We start from the raw sequence: 19,361 nt of genomic DNA, 5'->3' as shown, positions 1-19,361 counted from the left end.
GAACCGTCAGCGACAGCGAACCCAAGATGAACGGCAACAGCGCCAGGAAGATGAAATAGGCGCGGTCGGCGACGACCAGGCGGATCTGCCTTCGGGCGACCGTCGAAATCTGGCGCCGCACACTGGTGTGCACCGGTTCGCCCAGGGCGCCCGGCTCGTCCGCCTTGTCCGGCAACAGTTTCTGCGGCCGCTTCTCGGCGTCACGCTGCTCGAGGAAGCGCCGGTTGGCCTCCTCGGGATCGGCGCCCACCTTGGTGAAGATCTTGGCCCAGTTGGTGGTGCCCATCGCCGCACCGATGCGGTCGGGCGGGCCGCAGTAGGCCGTCTTGCCGCCCGGGGCCACCAGCAGCAGCTGGTCGCAGGTGTCGAGGTAGGACAGCATGTGCGTCACCACGATCACCACCCGGCCGGCGTCGGCCAGCTGCCGCAGCATCGTCATGACCTGGTGGTCGAGCGCCGGGTCCAGGCCGGAGGTCGGCTCGTCGAGGATCAGCAGCGACGGGCCGGTGAGCAGCTCGAGGGCCACCGACGCGCGTTTGCGCTGACCGCCGGACAGCTTGTCCACCCGGGTGTCGGCGTGCTTGGTCAGGTCCAGTTCGTCGAGGACCTGCGCGACGACCTTCGCCCGGTCGGATTTGCTGGTGTCGGGCGGCAGCCGCAGCTCGGCGGCGTAGCCGAGCGCCTGGTTGATGGTCAGCTGCCGGTGCACCACGTCGTCCTGCGGGACCATGCCGATGCGGCTGCGCAACGACGCGTATTCGGCGTGAATGTCGTGGCCCTCGAACGTGACCGAGCCCGAACTGGGAGTGGTGTAGCCGGCGATCAGCCTGGCCAGGGTGCTCTTCCCGGCGCCCGACCCGCCGATCACGGCGGTCAGCGTTCCGGGTCGCGCGATCAGCGAGATCTCGTCCAGCAGTTGTTTGCCGCCGTCGACGACGTAGTTGACGTTGCGCACCTCGAGCCCGCCGGTGCGGGTCTCGGCCTCGCTGCGCTTGGTCAGGGTGCCGCCGCGGAAAACGAGGTCGACATTGCCGATGGTGACGACGTCGTCGTCGGACAGGATGGCCGACCCGACCCGGGTGCCGTTGACGAAGGTCCCGTTGATGCTGTTGTCCCGGATCTCGGTGCCCAGCGGCGTCTGCACCAACGTGGCGTGCTGACGTGAGGCCAGCACGTCGGAGACCACGATGTCGCTCTCCGCGGCGCGCCCGATCGTCATGGCGCCCGGGGTGCCCGCGGCCGCCGACGAGCGCGGCGAGAGCAACTTCACAAAGCGCGTCGCGAGGTTGGACACGTCGGCCGTCTTCGCGTCGACCACGGTGAGTTCGGCCGGCGGCGTCGACCCCGCCTGTGGCTTCCCCGCGTGCACGACGGTCCGTTCCGCGGGCGGTGTGCCCCGTGGCCGCGGCGGCGGCGGCGCCTGCCGGGGCGGTGGAACAGGCTGGCGGACCGGGGAATTCGGGCGCGCGGCCGGCGGCCGGGTTGTCGCGGGCCGCGGCGGACGGGTCGGATTCGTTTGCTGCTCGGGCAGCGCGGACCAGGCCAGCGTCGGCGGCCCGGCCTGCGGACCCGGGCGGGTCCGGCCCGGGCGGTCGGTATAACCCTGCTGCGGCCCGACGGCGAAGGTCAGGCGCGGTCCCCGCGGGTTGCCGACGTGAATGGTCTGGCCGTCGTGGACATCGATGACCGGCATCCGGTAGCCGTTGAGATAGGTCCCGTTCAGCGAGCCGTTGTCGATTGCCAGCCACCGGCCCTGGTCGAAACGCAGGATCAGGTGGGCGCGCGAAATCCGGGGATCGGGAATGCGCACGTCGGCCTCGGTGTCGCGGCCGACGACCACCTCGTGGCCGGCCGCGAAGGATCGTTGGGACCCGTCGTGCCGAATCGTCAGGATGGGCGGGGCGGGTCGAGTCACCATTCAAGTATCGGTGCGCGCGGTGAGTGGTCTCTATTGGGACCGCCTGTGATTTGGCTATGTGTCGAAGCGGCGACTCATAGCCGTTTCATAGCTCGCTGAGACGAAGCCCCTACCGCGGTCCGGCATGATCTGAACGGAAGGGGAGGTCTGTTTCCGGGCGCGCCGGGCACATCGTCGTGCCGGCTGGAACGCCGAGGTGAAGCGAGGCTCAATCGCGATGCATGTGCCCGAGGCAGTGCGCGCCGTGTCAGGTTGCGGCACGCCGGGGTCCAAACGACGAGGGGGCGAGGCGGCAGATGGATGACGACAAGGGGACTACCCGGCGCATCGGCGCCGGGCGGCGGCTGCTGAGCAACCCGCGGGAGGCCCGTGCCGCCCTGCGCGCGGGATTTCAGTCGTTGCCCGCGGTCACCATCGCCCAGCTGTTTCGCCGCATCCCGCCGATCAGTTCGAGCCCGAACGCGGAGCCCGAGGAGCGCCCCGCGGAGGCCGACGGTGCCCGCCTGTCGATCTCCAGCGGGGCACCCTTCGCCGGCTACACGATCCTGCGCCAGCTGGGCGCCGGGGGCATGGCCGAGGTGTACCTGGCGCTGCATCCCCGGTTGCCGCGTCGCGACGTCATCAAGGTTCTTGCGGAAGCGGTCACCGCCGATCCGGAGTTCCGTGAAAGGTTCAACCGCGAGGCGGATCTGGCCGCGACGTTGTGGCATCCCCACATCGTCGGCGTGCACGACCGCGGCGAATTCAACGGTCACCTCTGGATTTCCATGGATTACGTCGAGGGCACCGACGCCTCCCGGCTGGTGAAGGAGCGCTACCCCGACGGGATGCCGGTCGGTGAGGTGTGCGCGATCGTCCAGGCTGTCGCGGGGGCCCTCGACTACGCCCACGACCGCGGGCTGCTGCACCGCGACGTGAAACCGGCGAACATCCTGCTCACCCATCCGGACGATGGTGAACGCCGAATCCTGTTGGCGGACTTCGGCGTCGCGCGTCACCTCGGCGACATCAGCGGGATCACCGAGACCAATGTCGCGGTGGGAACGGTGGCCTACGCCGCGCCGGAACAGTTGACGGGATCCAACATCGACGGCCGGGCGGACCAATACGCCTTGGCCGCAACGGCTTTCCACCTGCTCACCGGAGCGCCGCCGTTCCAGCATTCGAATCCGATCGCGGTGATCAGCCAGCACCTGCACGAAGAGCCGCCCCGCCTCAGCGATTACCGCCCGGAGCTGGCGCATCTGGACGAGGCGTTCCGCAAGGCCCTCGCGAAAGAACCCGAGGACCGTTTCGAGCGGTGCCGCGCGTTCGCGGCCGCCGTCGGCGAGCGCTGCGACGACGTGGCGGAGGCCGGCCCGCGCGCCCGGGCCCGCACCACCGTGACCACGCCGCCGCGCAACGGCCCCCGCGCCGCCCTCGCCGCGATGAACCACCGGTTCTCGGCGCGGACGCGATGGGCGGTCGGGCTGTTGTGCGCGATGCTGATCGCCGTGGCCGCCACCTGGTCGGTCCTGTACTCGTTCGAGCCGGACACCCCACCCGCCAGCCCGACGCTCGCGTCGAAACCGTCCGTCCCGGCGCCCGCGAGGTCCGGGGGGCCGACGCTCTCCGGCAGCTATCGGCTGGACTACGACCAGGGCAAGCGGACCACCAACGGCGTCGCGATCCGCCACGACGGCCCTGCCACCGGCTGGTGGGCCTTCCGCTCCGGGTGCACCACGAACGGCTGCGCGGCCACCGGCGCCCGGCTGGACAACGCGACCCACCAGACTGCGAGCGGCCCGACGGACACGCTGCACTTCGTCGGCGGCTACTGGCAGGGCGCGCCGCAGCAGGAACGGATGGACTGCACGCCGCCCAACTCCCAGGCCAAGGCGACCCAGCAGGAGACGCTGGCGTGGTCGCTGGCCCCGCAGGCCGACGGCACCCTGCGCGGCACGGTGACGGAGACCGTGCTGACCAACGAGTGTGGCGCGCAGGGCGCGGTGGTGCGGGTGCCGGTGGTGGCCACCCGGGTCGGCGACGCGCCCGCCGGGGTCAACCTGGGCGACCCCGCGGAGGCCGTCGCCACGTCGACGGCGGCCGCCGCCCCGGCGCCGCCCGTGCTCGGCGCGGTGTGCGGCGACGTCGGCAAGCTGGCCTACGACCCGACCAACAGCGAGCAGATCGTCTGCGAGGGCAACAGCTGGGCCAAGGCACCGATCACGATGGGCGTGCACGCCTCCGGCAGTTCATGCGACCGGCCTGGCACCTCGGTGTTCGCCATGACCACCTCCAACGACGGCTACCTCTTGCAGTGCGATCCCGTCACGCGGACGTGGACCCGTCCGGTGGGGTAGTGCGTGTCCGGACCAATAGGTGACCGTCGGATTTGATATCACCAGCGCTATCACGTTCCAGAATCGTGTTGTCCTTAAGCCGGCACTCGTGTGAAGGACGTGGCGGGCCCCGGCGCGTTGACTGACCAGAGGAGGTCGGAACAATGGTGCGCCCACCGCCTGACGCCGACGACGCTGAAGTGCAGTTTGCCGCTGATGTGCTGCGGAAATTGTTGCGCCATATCGACTTCGAGAACAGCAGGCGTAGCAACCCCTATCTGGTCTCCCACGCGTGGACCGATGGGCCGATGATGTACCTGGTGTACGCGGCGCCACCGTCGGACAGAATTTGGGGACTGGCCCGCGACACCAGGGAGTCAATCATCGACCCCGCCCCGTGGCCGAACTTGGACGAGGCGGTGCTCTACTACTATCTGCTCGATTTCGAGGAGAACCAGCCCTCCTCGTCTCTTGGCGGGCCGGGCGAGCCGGACACCATTTGGTGGTTCGGCTGCCCGGGCGAAGGCCTCCCGGCGCGGCCATCAAGCATCCCTGAGGCGTGTCGGTGCACCCCATCGAACCGATCCCGGCCGCCCAATCCCAGAAGGGGCGAGAGCCGGCCCGCCCCGCAGCCCCGTCGATACGGCAATCCGCTCTGAGCGCAATGGCCTGGTCAGAGGGCTGCCTGACGCCGGCTCCGCGACACTTGTCGGTGCGCGGTTCTAACCTGGTGGCATGGCTTTCGCCACGGAACATCCCGTAGTCGCACATTCGGAATACCGCGCGGTCGACGAGGTCGTGCGCGTCGGCGGCCACTTCGAGGTCGTCAGCCCGCACGCGCCCGCCGGCGACCAGCCGGCCGCCATCGACGAGCTGGAACGCCGCATCCGGGCGGGCGAGCGCGACGTGGTGTTGCTCGGCGCCACCGGTACCGGGAAGTCGGCCACCACCGCCTGGCTCATCGAGCGGCTGCAACGGCCCACGCTGGTCATGGCGCCGAACAAGACGCTGGCCGCCCAGCTTGCCAACGAGTTGCGAGAGATGTTGCCGCACAACGCGGTCGAGTACTTCGTCTCGTACTACGACTACTACCAGCCGGAGGCGTACATCGCCCAGACCGACACCTACATCGAGAAGGACAGCTCGATCAACGACGACGTGGAGCGGCTGCGGCACTCCGCGACGTCGTCGCTGCTCTCGCGGCGCGACGTGGTCGTGGTGGCCTCGGTGTCGTGCATCTACGGCCTGGGCACCCCGCAGTCGTACCTGGACCGCTCCGTGGAACTCAGCGTCGGCACCGAGGTGCCCCGCGACGCGCTGCTGCGGTTGCTGGTCGACGTGCAGTACACCCGCAACGACCTGTCCTTCACCCGGGGCTCGTTCCGGGTGCGCGGCGACACGGTCGAGATCATCCCGTCCTACGAAGAGCTGGCGGTGCGCATCGAGTTCTTCGGCGACGAGATCGAGGCGCTGTACTACCTGCACCCGCTGACCGGCGACGTGATCCGCCAGGTCGACTCGCTGCGGATCTTCCCGGCCACCCACTACGTCGCCGGTCCGGAGCGGATGGCCCATGCGATCTCGACTATCGAGGAGGAGCTGGCGCAGCGGCTGGCCGAGCTGGAGGGCCAGGGCAAGCTGCTGGAGGCGCAGCGGCTGCGCATGCGCACCAACTACGACATCGAGATGATGCGCCAGGTCGGCTTCTGCTCGGGCATCGAGAACTACTCGCGCCACATCGACGGCCGCGGCCCCGGCTCGCCCCCGGCGACCCTGCTCGACTACTTCCCCGAGGATTTTCTGCTGGTCATCGACGAGTCGCACGTCACGGTGCCGCAGATCGGCGGGATGTACGAGGGCGACATGTCCCGCAAGCGCAACCTGGTCGAGTACGGGTTCCGGCTGCCGTCGGCGTGCGACAACCGCCCGCTGACCTGGGAGGAGTTCGCCGACCGGATCGGGCAGACGGTGTACCTGTCGGCCACCCCGGGCCCCTACGAGCTGAGCCAGGCCGGCGGCGAGTTCGTCGAGCAGGTCATCCGGCCGACCGGCCTGGTGGACCCGAAGGTGGTGGTCAAGCCCACCAAGGGGCAGATCGACGACCTGATCGGGGAGATCCGCAAGCGCACCGACGCCGACGAGCGGGTGCTGGTCACCACGCTGACCAAGAAGATGGCCGAGGACCTCACCGATTACCTGCTGGAGATGGGCATCCGGGTGCGCTATCTGCACTCCGAGGTCGACACGCTGCGCCGGGTGGAACTGCTGCGCCAGCTGCGGCTGGGGGACTACGACGTGCTCGTCGGCATCAACCTGCTCCGCGAGGGCCTGGACCTCCCCGAGGTCTCGCTGGTGGCGATCCTGGACGCCGACAAGGAGGGCTTCCTGCGGTCCTCGCGCAGCCTGATCCAGACCATCGGCCGCGCAGCCCGCAACGTCTCCGGCGAAGTGCACATGTACGCGGACTCGATCACCGACTCGATGAAAGAGGCGATTGACGAGACCGAACGGCGGCGGGCCAAGCAGATCGCCTACAACGAGGCCCACGGCATCGACCCGCAGCCGCTGCGCAAGAAGATCGCCGACATCCTCGACCAGGTCTATCGCGAGGCCGACGACACGGAAACGGTGGGGGTCGGCGGGTCCGGCCGCAACTCCTCCCGGGGCCGGCGCGCCCAGGGCGAACCGGGCCGCGCCGTCAGCGCCGGGGTCTTCGAGGGCCGCGACACGACCAGCATGCCGCGCGCCGAATTGGCCGACCTGATCAAGGACCTCACCGAGCAGATGATGGCCGCCGCGCGGGACCTGCAGTTCGAGCTGGCCGCGCGCTTCCGCGACGAGATCGCCGACCTGAAGAAGGAACTGCGGGGGATGGACGCCGCCGGCCTGAAATGAGTTTGCTGGCAGCGCATCTCCGATTTGCACCCCTGAGGCACCCCATACGGTAGAAGGGTGACCGACACCGCGACCGTGACTGGCGGCTGGCGCCAGCTGCTGGGCGCCAGGTATCTGAGGACCTCCATCCTGCTGGCGGGTGGGGTGTGTCTTTACGCCACGAACGAGTTCCTGACCACCAGCTTGTTGCCGAACACCATCGCCGAAATCGGCGGCAGCCGGCTCTACGCCTGGGTCACGACCCTGTACCTCGTCGGGTCGGTGGTGGCGGCCGCGATGGTCAATCCGATGCTGCTGCGCGTCGGGGCGCGCTCGTGCTACCTGACCGGTCTCGCCGTGTTCGGCACCTCCAGCCTGGTTTGCGCGGCGGCGCCCAACATGGAGGTTCTGATAGCCGGGCGCGCCCTGCAGGGTGTCGCAGGCGGGCTGCTGGCCGGCCTCGGGTACGCGCTGATCAATTCCGCTCTTCCGCGCATGCTGTGGACGCGCGGCTCGGCGCTGGTGTCGGCGATGTGGGGCGTGGCGACGGTGGTCGGCCCGACGACGGGCGGCCTGTTCGCCCAGCTGGGCCTGTGGCGGTGGGCCTTCGTGGCGATGGCGGTGCTGACCGCCCTGATGGGCCTGCTGGTGCCCGTCGCGCTGGCCCGCGTCGAGCACACGCCCGTCGTGGCGCCGATGAAGGTCCCGGTGCGGTCGCTGCTGCTGATCGGTGCCGCCGCGCTGGCGGTCAGCGTCGCCCAGATTCCGAGCAACACGCTGGCGACGTTCGCCCTGCTCGCCGTCGGCGTCGCCCTGGTGGGAGCGTTCGTGCTCGTCGATTGGCGGACGCACGCGGCAATCTTGCCGCCCAGCGTCTTCGGCCCCGGCCCGCTGAAGTGGATCTATCTGACCATGGGCGCGCTGATGGGCGCCGCAATGGTGAACACCTACGTGCCCCTGTTCGGCCAGCGGCTGGCGCACCTGACCCCGATAGCGGCCGGATTCCTGGGGGCCGCGCTGGCGCTGGGCTGGACGGTCAGCGAGATCCTCAGCGCGTCCCTGGAGAGCCCCCGCACGATCGCGCGGGTCATCGTGGCGGCACCGATCGTGGCCGCCTCCGGCCTGGCCCTGGCCGCGGTCGCTCGCCGCGGGGACACGTCCCCGTGGACGGCCGCGCTGTGGGCGATCGCGCTGCTGGTGGCGGGCACCGGGATCGGGATGGCCTGGCCGCATCTGTCGGCGCGCGCGATGTCCTCGGTCGACGACCCAGCCGAAGGCGGCGCCGCCTCGGCGGCGATCAACACCGTCCAGCTGATCTCCGCGGCCATCGCCGCGGGTCTGGCCGGCGTGGTGGTGAACACCGCCAAGGGCGGCGACGGGATGGCGGCGCACTGGCTTTTCACGGTGTTCACCGCGCTCTGCGCGGCCGGGGTGGCGGTGTCCTACGGCGCGACCCGCCCGCGCCAGGTGCAACCCGTCGGCTGACCCGCGGCGGCGTCAGTCCGGGTCGTCGTCGGCCTGGAAGACGGCCACCACCCCGTCGACGTCGCCCAACACCTGTCGCGCGCTCGCGATCCTGGTGCCGGACAACGTCATCGCCACCCGCACCTCGCCGTCGTCGATGTCGTGCGCGTCCGCGTCGAGCTCGGCCAGCTGCCAGTTCTGCTGCCCGCAGATGCGCAGCACCTCCCGCAGCATGCCGCGACCGTTCTCGTAGATGATCTGCACCCGGACGGTGCCCCGCAGCTGGGCCGTCAGGTGGCCCTCGACCGCCTTGAAGACGAGCGCGCTGACGAAGTGCAGGGCCACGACGGCGCTGGCGAGCAGCAGCAGGCCGGCGCCCACCGCCATGCCGACCGCGGCCGATTCCCAAACCGCGGCCGCCGTCGTGAGCCCGTGCACGGCACCACGCCGGGTGATGATGATGCCGGCCCCCAAAAAGCCGACGCCGGAAACGATTTGGGCCGCGACGCGGGATGGGTCCAGTGCGACCGCGCCGGGCGACAGGACGTCGGCGAAGCCGTACTTGCTGACCAGCATGATCAACGCCGCCGACGTCCCGACGATCGTCTGCGTCCGCAGCCCGGCGCTCTTGCCCTGGATGGTGCGTTCGAAGCCGATGAGCGCGGTCAATCCGAACGCGGCGAACAGCTCGACCAGGTGTCGGAGACCCTGCACGTTGCCGCCCAGCAGCGGTGCGGCCAGCGAGCTTTGCATACCCCGTCAACTACCCAACAAATGGCGGTTCATGCCGCCGGCAAAGCGCGAATCAGCGCGTGGACTTCACCACCTGCGAGTAATGGAACTGCCAGCGTTCGACAATGCGGAACCCGAGGTAACTCGGGAATCGATAGGCCGGGGCGCGGCCGAATGCGGGCCCGGGTGGCAATGACGCCCCGGATTGGTGGTCGGGCAGCGACGTTTCCTTATTGGTAATGGTCCAGATCGCGGGGCATTTGTTGATTTTTGCGGTGGTGAGCCACACGGCGACGTGCCCGTCCCACAACGACCCGACCTTCGGCCCGTACGCGCCCCGTTCGACGTCGATCAGGGACCGGAAGGCCGCCGGCCGGGTGGCCAGCAGGGCGCGGATCGGGCCGGGCCGCCACGGCACGGTGTTGTCGACCATCAGGCAGTCACCGGGGGCGGCGTGCGAGCTGATCAGATCGGCGACCTGGCTGTAATCCCAGCCCTCCTTGGCGTACGGCCACCGCTGGACGAACAGGTAGTTCGGCACCGCGGCCACGGCGCAGACCAGCACCACACCGGCGATCGGCCAGGGTTTGCGGGCGAGCGTGACGATGCACACGGCCAGCACGACGGCCATCGCGGGCGCGGTGAAGATCAGGTAGCGCGGGTAGTAGATCGGTTCGCTGACGGCCGAATAGACGACCACGAGCGCGGTGGGAATGACCAGCCAGGCCGAGCAGGCGATCAACAGGCGGCGCACGTCGCCGTCCGGTGGCCGGACCCCCGCCAGCCGGGCGGCGATCGCCGCCACGACGAGGACCGCGGACAGGATCGCGAACGGAACGCTGTGGTCGAAATACTGGCGCAGGACGATGTCGAACGCGTAATGCCAGCTGACCGGGTAGATCCAGTTGACCTGCCAAACCTGGGCGTGGGCGAACAACATGAACGGCGTCATGGCAGCGACCGCGACGGTCGAGCTGCCCGCCCACCAAATCAGCGGGGATTTGCGCGCTTTCTCGGGCGCCAGCAGAGGCACCATTACCGCATAAACCGGCACCAACAGCACCATGTTCAGATTCAGCAGAATCGACAGCATTAACGCCAGCGCGTAGCAAATCCACAATCGCGGTCTGTTGCGCCGGACGGCGGCGACGAGCAATACGGTGAGCCAGACCGCCGCGGCGGCCGCGAAGGCGTAGGGTCGCGCCTCCATGCCCGCCCAGGTGGTGCGCGGCAAGATGGCGAACACGACGCCCGCGCACACGGCGACCGGCCGGGTGGAGAACCGTCTGGTGAACACCGTGACACCCGCGGCGGCGGCGCCGATCGCGAGGGCGCTGGGCGCCCGCGACCAAAATTCGGTCGGCGGAAAAACGGCGAACCAGCCGTGCATCAGCAGGTAATACAGCCCGTGTACGGCGTCGATGTGGCTCAGCAGGCGCCAGAGCTCGGCCAGAGTCCGGCTCGCCGCGGCCGAGATGGTCGCCCCCTCGTCGAACCACAGCGAGGGCCTGCAGGCCCAGGCGCCGCTGACGACGGCCGCGAAGACGGCGATGGCCCACGGGTCGAGCAATCTTCCGGGCGGACGCGCGGGTGCGGGCTCCTCGACGTGGTCCGCGACGCGCTGCTCGACGGTGGGCATTGACATGATGCTTGTCACTGTAAAGCGGAATCGCCGGGACGGGTCACAATACCGCCCCGGGCTATTCGACCCCGCCGTGCGCATTCCACGAAAAGCGGCGTTATGCAACGCTTTCCGCCGCCGGCCAGAGCATTTGAATGTTTTGTCATCGGCGATATTCTCCGTTGCCGCGGCGCGACGCCGCAAATTGTCGACACGCCCGGCCATGTGGTGTCGCTAATCTCTTCCCTGTGCAACGGGCAAACGCGATAGTGTCTTGGGTTGGCTGACCAACCGAATCAGGGAGGGTAAATGGGCGCCTATCGGACTGTGGTGGTGGGAACCGACGGCTCGGACTCGTCAATGCGCGCGGTAGACAAGGCGGCGCAGATCGCGGGGCCGGACGCCAAGCTGCTCGTCGCGTCGGCATACCTGCCCCAGCATGAGGACGCCCGGGCGGCGGACGCCCTGCGCAACGAGAGCTACAAGGTGTCCGGCACCGCGCCCATCTACGCGATCCTGCAGGATGCCAAGGAGCGGGCGCACAAGGCCGGGGCCAAGAACGTCGAGGAGCGCCCGATCGAGGGCGCCCCGGTCGACGCGCTGGTCAAGCTCGCCGAGGACGAGAAGGCCGACCTGCTGGTCGTCGGAAACGTCGGCCTGAGCACGATCGCCGGCCGGTTGCTGGGATCGGTGCCCGCCAACGTCTCACGCCGGGCCAAGGTCGACGTGCTGATCGTCCACACCACGTCCTAACGCAGGGCCGCCCTACCAGCCCCGCTCGCGCCATTCCGCCAGGTGGGGACGCTCGGCGCCCAGCACCGTGTCGTCACCGTGACCGGGGTAGATGACGGTCGAATCGTCGTACACGTCGAACACCCGCGTGGTGACGTCGTCGAGCAGCTGGGTGAAATCGCCAGGCTGCCACGTCTTGCCGACGCCGCCCGGGAACAGGCAGTCGCCGGTGAACAGCTGCGTGACCCCGCCCGTCGCGGGCCCGTCGAGGGCGAGCGCGACGGAGCCCGGCGTGTGGCCGCGCAGGTGGATGACCTTGAACTGCAGCTCGCCGATTTCGACGGTGTCGCCGTCGGCCAGCAAACGATCCGGTTTGACCGGCAACGGCTCGGCGTCGATCTCGTGGGCTGCGGTCGGTGCGCCGGTGGCCTCGGCCACGGCCTGAAGCGCCTGCCAGTGGTCGAAATGCTGATGGCTGGTCACGATCAGCGCCACCTTGGGGGCGTTCTGCCGGATCAGGTCGATCAGGACGTCGGCGTCGTTGGCGGCGTCGATCAACAACGTTTCGCCCGTGGCGGAACAAGTCACCAAATACGCATTGTTGTCCATGGGGCCCACCGACGCCTTTAGGATCGTGGCGCCGGGTAGGGTCCGGCGGGCCGCGGTACCAGGGTCGACGTGTCCGGTGTAGTTGTCGTCCAGGGCAGTCATAGCGGCCACGTTACTGGTCAAACGTTGCTTGTCGGTATGGGCACATAGCATGGAATGCGCCGTGCGCATCTACGGCTACAGCACGTCAAAGATTCACTGAAAGAAGGCAGCGTGGCTGACCGCCTGATCGTCAAGGGCGCCCGCGAACACAACCTGCGCGGCGTCGACCTCGACCTGCCGCGCGACGCGCTGATCGTCTTCACCGGGCTGTCGGGATCGGGCAAATCGTCGCTGGCTTTCGACACCATTTTCGCCGAGGGCCAGCGCCGGTACGTGGAGTCGCTGTCGGCCTACGCCCGCCAGTTCCTGGGGCAGATGGACAAGCCCGACGTCGACTTCATCGAGGGCCTCTCCCCGGCGGTGTCCATCGACCAGAAATCGACCAACCGCAACCCGCGGTCGACGGTCGGGACGATCACCGAGGTCTACGACTACCTCCGGCTGCTCTACGCGCGCGCCGGAACGCCGCACTGCCCGGTCTGCGGCGAGCGGATCGCCCGGCAGACGCCCCAGCAAATCGTCGACCAGGTGCTGGCGATGCCAGAAGGCACCCGGTTCCTGGTGCTCGCCCCGGTGGTGCGCACCCGCAAGGGCGAGTTCGCCGACCTGTTCGAGAAGCTGAACGCGCAGGGCTACAGCCGGGTCCGGGTCGACGGCGTGGTGCACCCGCTGACCGACCCGCCCAAGCTGAAGAAGCAGGAGAAGCACGACATCGAGGTGGTGGTCGACCGCCTCACCGTCAAAGCCAGCGCCAAGCAGCGGCTCACCGACTCGGTGGAGACCGCACTGAACCTGGCCGACGGCATCGTGGTGCTGGAGTTCGTCGACCACGAGCACGACGCGCACAACCGCGAGCAGCGGTTCTCCGAGAAGCTGGCTTGCCCCAACGGGCACTCGCTGGCGGTCGACGACCTCGAGCCGCGGTCGTTCTCGTTCAACTCGCCCTATGGCGCCTGCCCCGAGTGCACCGGCCTGGGCATCCGCAAGGAGGTCGACCCCGACCTGGTGGTGCCCGATCCGGAGCGCACGCTCGCCGAGGGCGCGGTGGCGCCGTGGTCGACGGGCCACACCGCGGAGTACTTCACCCGGATGATGGCCGGCCTCGGCGACGAGCTGGGCTTCGACGTCGACACGCCCTGGCGCAAGCTGCCGGCCAAGGCGCGCAAGGCGATTCTCGAGGGCTCCGACCACCAGGTGCACGTGCGCTACCGCAACCGGTACGGCCGAACCCGTTCCTACTACGCCGATTTCGAGGGCGTGCTGGCGTTCCTGCAGCGCAAGATGGCGCAGACCGAGTCCGAGCAGATGAAGGAGCGCTACGAGGGCTTCATGCGCGACGTGCCCTGCCCGGAGTGCGAGGGCACCCGGCTCAAGCCCGAGATCCTGGCGGTGACGCTGGCCGCGGGGCGGCACGGCAAGAAGTCCATCGCCGAGGTGTCCGAGCTGTCGATCTCGGACTGCTCGGACTTCCTGAACGCGCTGACTCTGGGCCCCCGCGAGCAGGCGATCGCCGGGCAGGTGCTCAAGGAGATCCAGTCGCGGCTGGGCTTTCTGCTCGACGTGGGGCTGGACTATCTGTCGCTGTCCCGCGCCGCGGCCACGCTGTCCGGCGGTGAGGCCCAACGCATCCGGCTGGCCACCCAGATCGGGTCCGGACTGGTGGGTGTCCTGTACGTGCTCGACGAGCCGTCCATCGGGCTGCACCAGCGCGACAACCGTCGGCTCATCGAAACACTCACGCGGCTAAGGGATTTGGGCAACACGCTGATCGTCGTCGAGCACGACGAGGACACCATCGCCCACGCCGACTGGATCGTCGACATCGGCCCGCGGGCGGGCGAGCACGGCGGCCAGATCGTGCACAGCGGCACCTACGCCGAGCTGCTGGCCAACACGGAGTCGATCACCGGGGCCTTCCTGTCGGGCAAGGAGGCCATCGAGATGCCGGCGATCCGGCGTCCGATAGACCGCAAGCGTCAGCTCACCGTGGTGGGCGCGCGCGAGCACAACCTGCGCGGCATCGACGTCTCGTTCCCGCTCGGGGTGCTCACCTCGGTGACCGGCGTGTCCGGATCGGGCAAGTCGACGCTGGTCAACGACATCCTGGCCACGGTGCTGGCCAACCGGCTCAACGGCGCCCGGCTGGTCCCGGGCCGGCACACCAGGGTGACGGGCCTGGACCACCTCGACAAGCTGGTCCGCGTCGACCAGTCGCCGATCGGTCGCACGCCGCGGTCCAACCCGGCCACCTACACCGGCGTGTTCGACAAGATCCGCACGCTCTTCGCGGCCACCACGGAGGCCAAAGTCCGTGGCTACCAACCGGGCCGGTTCTCGTTCAACGTCAAGGGCGGCCGCTGCGAGGCGTGCACGGGCGACGGCACGATCAAGATCGAGATGAACTTCCTGCCGGACGTGTACGTGCCCTGCGAGGTCTGCCACGGCGCACGGTACAACCGGGAAACCCTGGAAGTGCACTACAAGGGCAAAACGATCTCCGAAGTGCTGGACATGTCGATCGAGGAGGCGGCGGAGTTCTTCGAGCCGATCACCGGCATCCACCGTTACCTGCGCACGCTGGTCGACGTCGGCCTGGGCTACGTCCGGCTGGGCCAGCCCGCCCCCACGCTGTCCGGTGGTGAGGCGCAGCGCGTCAAGCTGGCCGCCGAGCTGCAGAAGCGTTCGACGGGGCGGACCATCTACATCCTCGACGAGCCCACCACCGGGCTGCATTTCGACGACATCCGCAAGCTGCTCACCGTCATCAACGGGCTGGTGGACAAGGGCAACACGGTCATCGTCATCGAGCACAACCTGGACGTCATCAAGACGTCCGACTGGATCGTCGACATGGGTCCCGAGGGCGGCGCCGAGGGCGGAACCGTTGTCGCCGAGGGCACTCCAGAGGACATCGCCGCCGTGCCGGAAAGCTACACCGGGAAATTCCTCGCCGAGGTGATCGGCCGCGCCGCCCCGCCGCAGCGGCCGAAGCGGCGACGCAAAGTCACCGCCTGACCGCCGTCAACCGGGGATCTTGGTCGCCATCTGGTTGGCGATCTGCCTGGCCTGATTGATGGTTCCCGGTGCGCAGACGTTGACGTCGAGCACCACGTTCGACACCGCCTCCAGGACGTGCTGGCACACCACCGGGCTGTTGGCCAACGTGTGCTGCAGCGCGATGTTGGGCGGATTGCCGCTGATCTGCCCGAAGGTCCATTCGAATGGGGCTTTGTCGCTGGGCTGGGTCACGGTCTTCCCCCCGCAGTCCCGCCATTGGTTCCACTGGTCGTTCACGAATCCCCGGGCCTGGTCGGCGGACGCGAAGATCACCGCGCCCTGGACCACGACGTAGGCCGGGTTGCTCAGCGGCTTCTTCATCAGCTGGGCCAGCATCGCGGTGTAGCCGCTGCTCTTGTACGTCCGGGTCTGGAAACCGATCAGCGCCCCGAGGCACTTGTCGTCCGACAGCGTATTGCCGGGACCCGGGTCCGTCATCTCCGTCACGTTGTGGTCGACGATGATGCCGGTGGTGCCGACGAGGGTGTTGATCTGGTCGACGGGAAGCAGCAGCGAATCCAGTTGTGCGGGAGCCACCGTGGGGGAGGCGCTGGTCGTCACCGCGCTCGTGGTCGAGGGCGCGGCGGTCGCGCCGGTGGTGGGGCTCTCGGGTTGTGCGGCCCCGGACTTGTCGACCGCCAGCCACACCCCGGTGCCCGCGATCACCGCGATGACGAGCGCGAGGGCGCCGATCACCAGCCCCAGCCTGCGCCGCGGCGGCGCGGGCGGCGCCCACGGCGGGGCGGGCGGAGGCGCGAACCACGCCGGGTGCTGCGGCGCGGGCTGGGCGGCAAAGGGTTCCACGCGCGGCGGCGGCGCGAAATGTTGGCTGTGCTGGATCAGCTCGGTCGCCTCGCGTTGGTCCGGCGTGCTCAGCGCGTGCAGGGCCGCCTTCGCCAGATCGCCCGCGGTGAGGTAGCGGTCGTTTGGGTCTTTGGCCATCCCGCGCGCGATGACCTCGTCGAACGCGGCGGGGACGGCGGGATTGCGCCGGCTCGGGCGCGGCACCGGTTCCACCAGGTGTGCCGCCATCAGGCTGCTGAGGCTGGTGCTCTGGAAAGGCCTTGTGCCCGTGAGGCATTCGAAAAGGAGACAGGCCAGGGCGTAGATGTCGACGCGGTAGGTGGGGTCGTCGTTCCCGAAGCGCTCGGGCGCCATGTAGTTCCAGCTGCCGATGGCGGCGCCGGTCTTGGTCACCCGCTCGTCGGTGGCCGCGGCGGCGATGCCGAAGTCGACCAGGTAGGCGAAGTCGCCCCCGGCGAGCAGGATGTTCTCGGGTTTGATGTCGCGGTGGATGACCCCGGCGCGGTGCGCGGCATCGAGGGCGGCGGCGACCTGCTCGACGATCGCGACCGCGCGCGGTGGCGGTAGCGGCCCGGTGCGGCTGAGCACCGTCCCCACGTCACGCCCCTCGATGAGGCGCATGTCGATGAACACCTGACCATCGATTTCGCCGAAATCGTGTATCGGCACGATGTGCGGTTCCTGAAGCCGGCCCGCGGTCCGGGCCTCGCGTTGCATGCGCCGCCGAAAGGAGTCATCGGAGCTCACCTGCTCGGACATCAGCTTCAGCGCCACCACGCGGTCCTTGACGGTGTCGTATGCCTCGTAGACCTCGCCCATCCCGCCGCGACCCAGCAGTCGCCGTAACTGGTATGGCCCGAACCGGCTCCCGATCCGCGGACCGGGCTGCGTTTCACTCATCGACGTCCCCCCGACGCCAAGCCGCTTCCCTAGCCCTCGTCCGCGCGCATCGACTCGCGGATCTGGGCCAACCGCTCGGCGGCGGCGCGCTCGCGCTCGTCGTATTGCTCGGCGACGGAACGGCCCTCGGGGGAGTCGGCGTCCAATTCCGCGTCACCCAGGGACGTCGCGTAGCGATTTTCGATCTTCTCGCGCACGGACTCGAAGGTCGGCACGCCGGCGCTGTCGTACCCGGGATCAGGCGGGGTTGGTTCGTCGGGCATGGTCGTTACGCTACTGAAGCCCCGGCCGGTCCCGCCGCTCCCGCTCCCAATAGCGCACCATTTGCTGCCAGTACACCAGCGTCAACGTCATCTGCACCCCAGCGGCGATCGCCGCCGGCCGCGCCCGGCGGCGCCAGGCGGCCACGACGGCAACGACCGCGGCGGCCGACGTCAGCGCGCTGACCGCCATCGCGCCATCGCGCGGGCGGCGGCTGATCCACAGCTCCTCGCCCAGCATGGCCCGCGTCGACCACGCCCGCTGGTGACCCGGCGCGCCGAACACGAACGGGTTCACGGCCAGCCACAGCGCGATCCACGCCGCGTGGCTCCAGCGCCGCGTCCACGGCGGCACCAGGATCAGCGGGGTGCTCGCCCAGCGGGTCCAGGCGCTCCACGGATTGCAGTGCCGCGCAAAGATCGCGCGCCGAACCCGGGCAATGGAAGGCACCCGCGGCTACCGCCGGGCGGGACTGGAGTGGTCGGCCGGAACGACGACCGGGGCGGCGGCCGCGGGCGGGGCGGCGGCGCCGGGCAACGGGGTCCGCGGAATCCCAGGCGTGCCCAGCCGGCCGGCCAGCCACGGCAGCGCGGCGGCGAAGGCCCGGTCGGCGAACGGCCAGTCATGCTTGCCGGGCTGCGCCAGCACCGCGCAGTCGATGCCGTTGGCACGGCCGAGCGCGCACAGCGAATAGGCGGCCGCCGTCTGGTTGCCTGGGTCGGCGGCGGCCTCCCGGCCGGCGAGCCGAATCGCGCCGCTGTCGGTCATCAGCGGGTCATGGCGCCCGGCGGGCGGCCCGTCGGAGGAGATCGCGAACCAGCCGGCCACGTCCCGGTACGGCCCGTGCCGGCCGATCACCGTCGTCGGGTCGAACGCGGCCCAGGCGTCGGCGTTTCCGCCGAAGAGCCGCGCGATGGTCTGGGCCTTGTTTCCGGCGTTCGGGAAGAAGTCGCCGGCGACGTCGACGAACGCACTGAACATGTCGGGGTGCATCACGGTCAGGTCCACGGCGCAGGTCCCGCCCATCGACCAGCCGGCGACGCCCCAGTTCGACCGGTCCCGACTGACGCCGAATTTGGAAACCAGGTACGGCACAACGTCTTTGGTCAGGTGGTCGGCCGCGTTGCCGCGGACGCCGTTGACGCACTCGGTGTCGTTGTTGAAGGCCCCGCCGGAGTCGACGAACACCAACACCGGGGCCTTGCCGTTGTGCGCGGCCGCGAAGTCGTCGATCGTCTTGACCGCGTTGCCCGCCCGGGTCCAGTCCGCCGGGGTGTTGAACTGGCCCCCGATCATCATGACCGTCGGCAGCGCCGGCGGCGGGCTGCTGGTGAACCATTCGGGCGGCAGGTAAACCAACTCACCCCGGTGCTTGAAATGCGAACCGTCGGAGGGGATCACCACCGGAACCACGCTGCCGTGCGGCGGCCGCGTCCGCTTGGCCACCATCGCGGTGACGGTGGCCGGGTCGGTCTGGTCGGGCAGCGGGCCGGAGGTGAGCTGGTTCCACGCCGCCTGCACGGTGGGGAAGTAGCCGACCCAGAGGTTGAGCACCAGGGCGGCGCACAGCGCGCACAGGGGTATGGCCAGCAGCCCGGCGCCGCGCCGCCAGCCGCGGGCGCTGCGCCATCCCAGGATCAGCACGGCGACCGCCGTGCCGGTCAGCGTGATCCAGAGCCACAGCGCGGCCGGCGCGGGCTCGTCGGACAGGCCGCGGTCGACGATGTACCAGTGCGTCAGGTAGGCGACGGCAGCGCCGGCCGAGGCGGCCGCCGGCAGCCACACCGTCCGCCAGCGGCGCGATCGCCAGCCGACGGCCAGCGCCAGCACCACGGCGGCCACCGCCTGGGTGGTGATGGGCACCCAGCCGTGCATCAGGGACGTGTGACTACTTGCCAGCAACTGCGTCGTGGCGTTGGTCGTCGACGCTGTCACGGCATTCATTGTGATCGATTGTTAACCGGCC

The 19,361-nt window shown here is 69.4% G+C and carries 14 protein-coding genes; 6 read left to right on the top strand and 8 right to left on the bottom strand.

The genetic code is table 11. The annotated features are described in order from the left end of the window. Positions 1–1,918: FHA domain-containing protein (locus A9X03_RS25370; protein ID WP_082974573.1), on the bottom strand; the 1,918-nt coding region annotated here is incomplete at its 3' end. 296 nt (positions 1,919–2,214) lie between these two features. On the opposite strand from A9X03_RS25370, the gene A9X03_RS25365 reads away from it, so the two are divergent. The 4 genes from A9X03_RS25365 (at position 2,215) to A9X03_RS25350 (ending at position 8,598) form a co-directional block, all read left to right on the top strand. Next, on the top strand, positions 2,215–4,260 hold the full coding sequence (locus A9X03_RS25365) for a serine/threonine-protein kinase (protein ID WP_068263557.1): 2,046 nt from the start codon (positions 2,215–2,217) through the stop codon (positions 4,258–4,260). 143 nt (positions 4,261–4,403) lie between these two features. Continuing rightward, a complete protein-coding gene (locus tag A9X03_RS25360) occupies positions 4,404–4,898 on the top strand; it encodes a hypothetical protein (protein ID WP_068263555.1) in 495 nt (164 codons plus the stop codon). A gap of 76 nt (positions 4,899–4,974) precedes the next feature. Then, a complete protein-coding gene (gene uvrB, locus A9X03_RS25355) occupies positions 4,975–7,134 on the top strand; it encodes an excinuclease ABC subunit UvrB (RefSeq protein WP_067754825.1) in 2,160 nt (719 codons plus the stop codon). Positions 7,135–7,191: 57 nt separating this feature from the next. Beyond that, entirely contained in the window at positions 7,192–8,598 is a 1,407-nt protein-coding gene (locus A9X03_RS25350; protein ID WP_067754828.1) for an MFS transporter, read from the top strand. Between the two features lie 12 nt (positions 8,599–8,610). On the opposite strand, the gene A9X03_RS25345 is transcribed toward A9X03_RS25350, so the two are convergent. Further along, positions 8,611–9,330 (bottom strand): MgtC/SapB family protein, encoded by a 720-nt coding sequence (locus A9X03_RS25345; protein WP_067754831.1) that lies wholly within the window; start codon positions 9,328–9,330, stop codon positions 8,611–8,613. Positions 9,331–9,382: 52 nt separating this feature from the next. Continuing rightward, positions 9,383–10,954 (bottom strand): glycosyltransferase family 39 protein, encoded by a 1,572-nt coding sequence (locus tag A9X03_RS25340; RefSeq protein WP_068263564.1) that lies wholly within the window; start codon positions 10,952–10,954, stop codon positions 9,383–9,385. Positions 10,955–11,239: 285 nt separating this feature from the next. Between A9X03_RS25340 and A9X03_RS25335 the strand changes: the two genes are divergently transcribed. Further along, complete coding sequence (locus A9X03_RS25335; protein ID WP_067754834.1) at positions 11,240–11,683, top strand: universal stress protein; 444 nt, start codon at positions 11,240–11,242, stop codon at positions 11,681–11,683. Between the two features lie 12 nt (positions 11,684–11,695). On the opposite strand, the gene A9X03_RS25330 is transcribed toward A9X03_RS25335, so the two are convergent. Continuing rightward, on the bottom strand, positions 11,696–12,373 hold the full coding sequence (locus A9X03_RS25330) for an MBL fold metallo-hydrolase (protein ID WP_067891872.1): 678 nt from the start codon (positions 12,371–12,373) through the stop codon (positions 11,696–11,698). A 111-nt stretch (positions 12,374–12,484) separates the two neighbouring features. Between A9X03_RS25330 and uvrA the strand changes: the two genes are divergently transcribed. Beyond that, positions 12,485–15,388, top strand: a complete 2,904-nt coding sequence (uvrA, locus tag A9X03_RS25325) for an excinuclease ABC subunit UvrA (RefSeq protein ID WP_067781812.1) — start codon at positions 12,485–12,487, stop codon at positions 15,386–15,388. 6 nt (positions 15,389–15,394) lie between these two features. Here the strand turns inward: uvrA and A9X03_RS25320 are convergent, their stop codons facing one another. The 4 genes from A9X03_RS25320 to A9X03_RS25305 are packed head-to-tail and all read right to left on the bottom strand — an operon-like array spanning position 15,395 to position 19,339. Next, positions 15,395–17,134, bottom strand: coding sequence for a serine/threonine-protein kinase PknH/PknJ (locus tag A9X03_RS25320; RefSeq protein ID WP_067781809.1), 1,740 nt, complete (start codon positions 17,132–17,134; stop codon positions 15,395–15,397). Between the two features lie 29 nt (positions 17,135–17,163). Continuing rightward, positions 17,164–17,397 carry a hypothetical protein gene (locus A9X03_RS25315; protein ID WP_067754846.1) on the bottom strand — a complete coding sequence of 78 codons (234 nt, stop codon included), beginning with the start codon at positions 17,395–17,397 and terminating at the stop codon, positions 17,164–17,166. A 10-nt stretch (positions 17,398–17,407) separates the two neighbouring features. Beyond that, complete coding sequence (locus A9X03_RS25310) at positions 17,408–17,845, bottom strand: DUF6653 family protein (protein WP_231975467.1); 438 nt, start codon at positions 17,843–17,845, stop codon at positions 17,408–17,410. Between the two features lie 6 nt (positions 17,846–17,851). Then, positions 17,852–19,339 (bottom strand): alpha/beta hydrolase family protein, encoded by a 1,488-nt coding sequence (locus A9X03_RS25305; protein ID WP_197696145.1) that lies wholly within the window; start codon positions 19,337–19,339, stop codon positions 17,852–17,854. Positions 19,340–19,361 lie beyond the last annotated feature (22 nt).

Origin of the sequence: Mycobacterium sp. E1715, assembly GCF_001667625.1 — a bacterium.
Taxonomy (GTDB): domain Bacteria; phylum Actinomycetota; class Actinomycetes; order Mycobacteriales; family Mycobacteriaceae; genus Mycobacterium.
The sequence above is the reverse complement of the archived record's forward strand: the minus strand, read 5'-3'. Positions and strand labels throughout refer to the sequence as shown.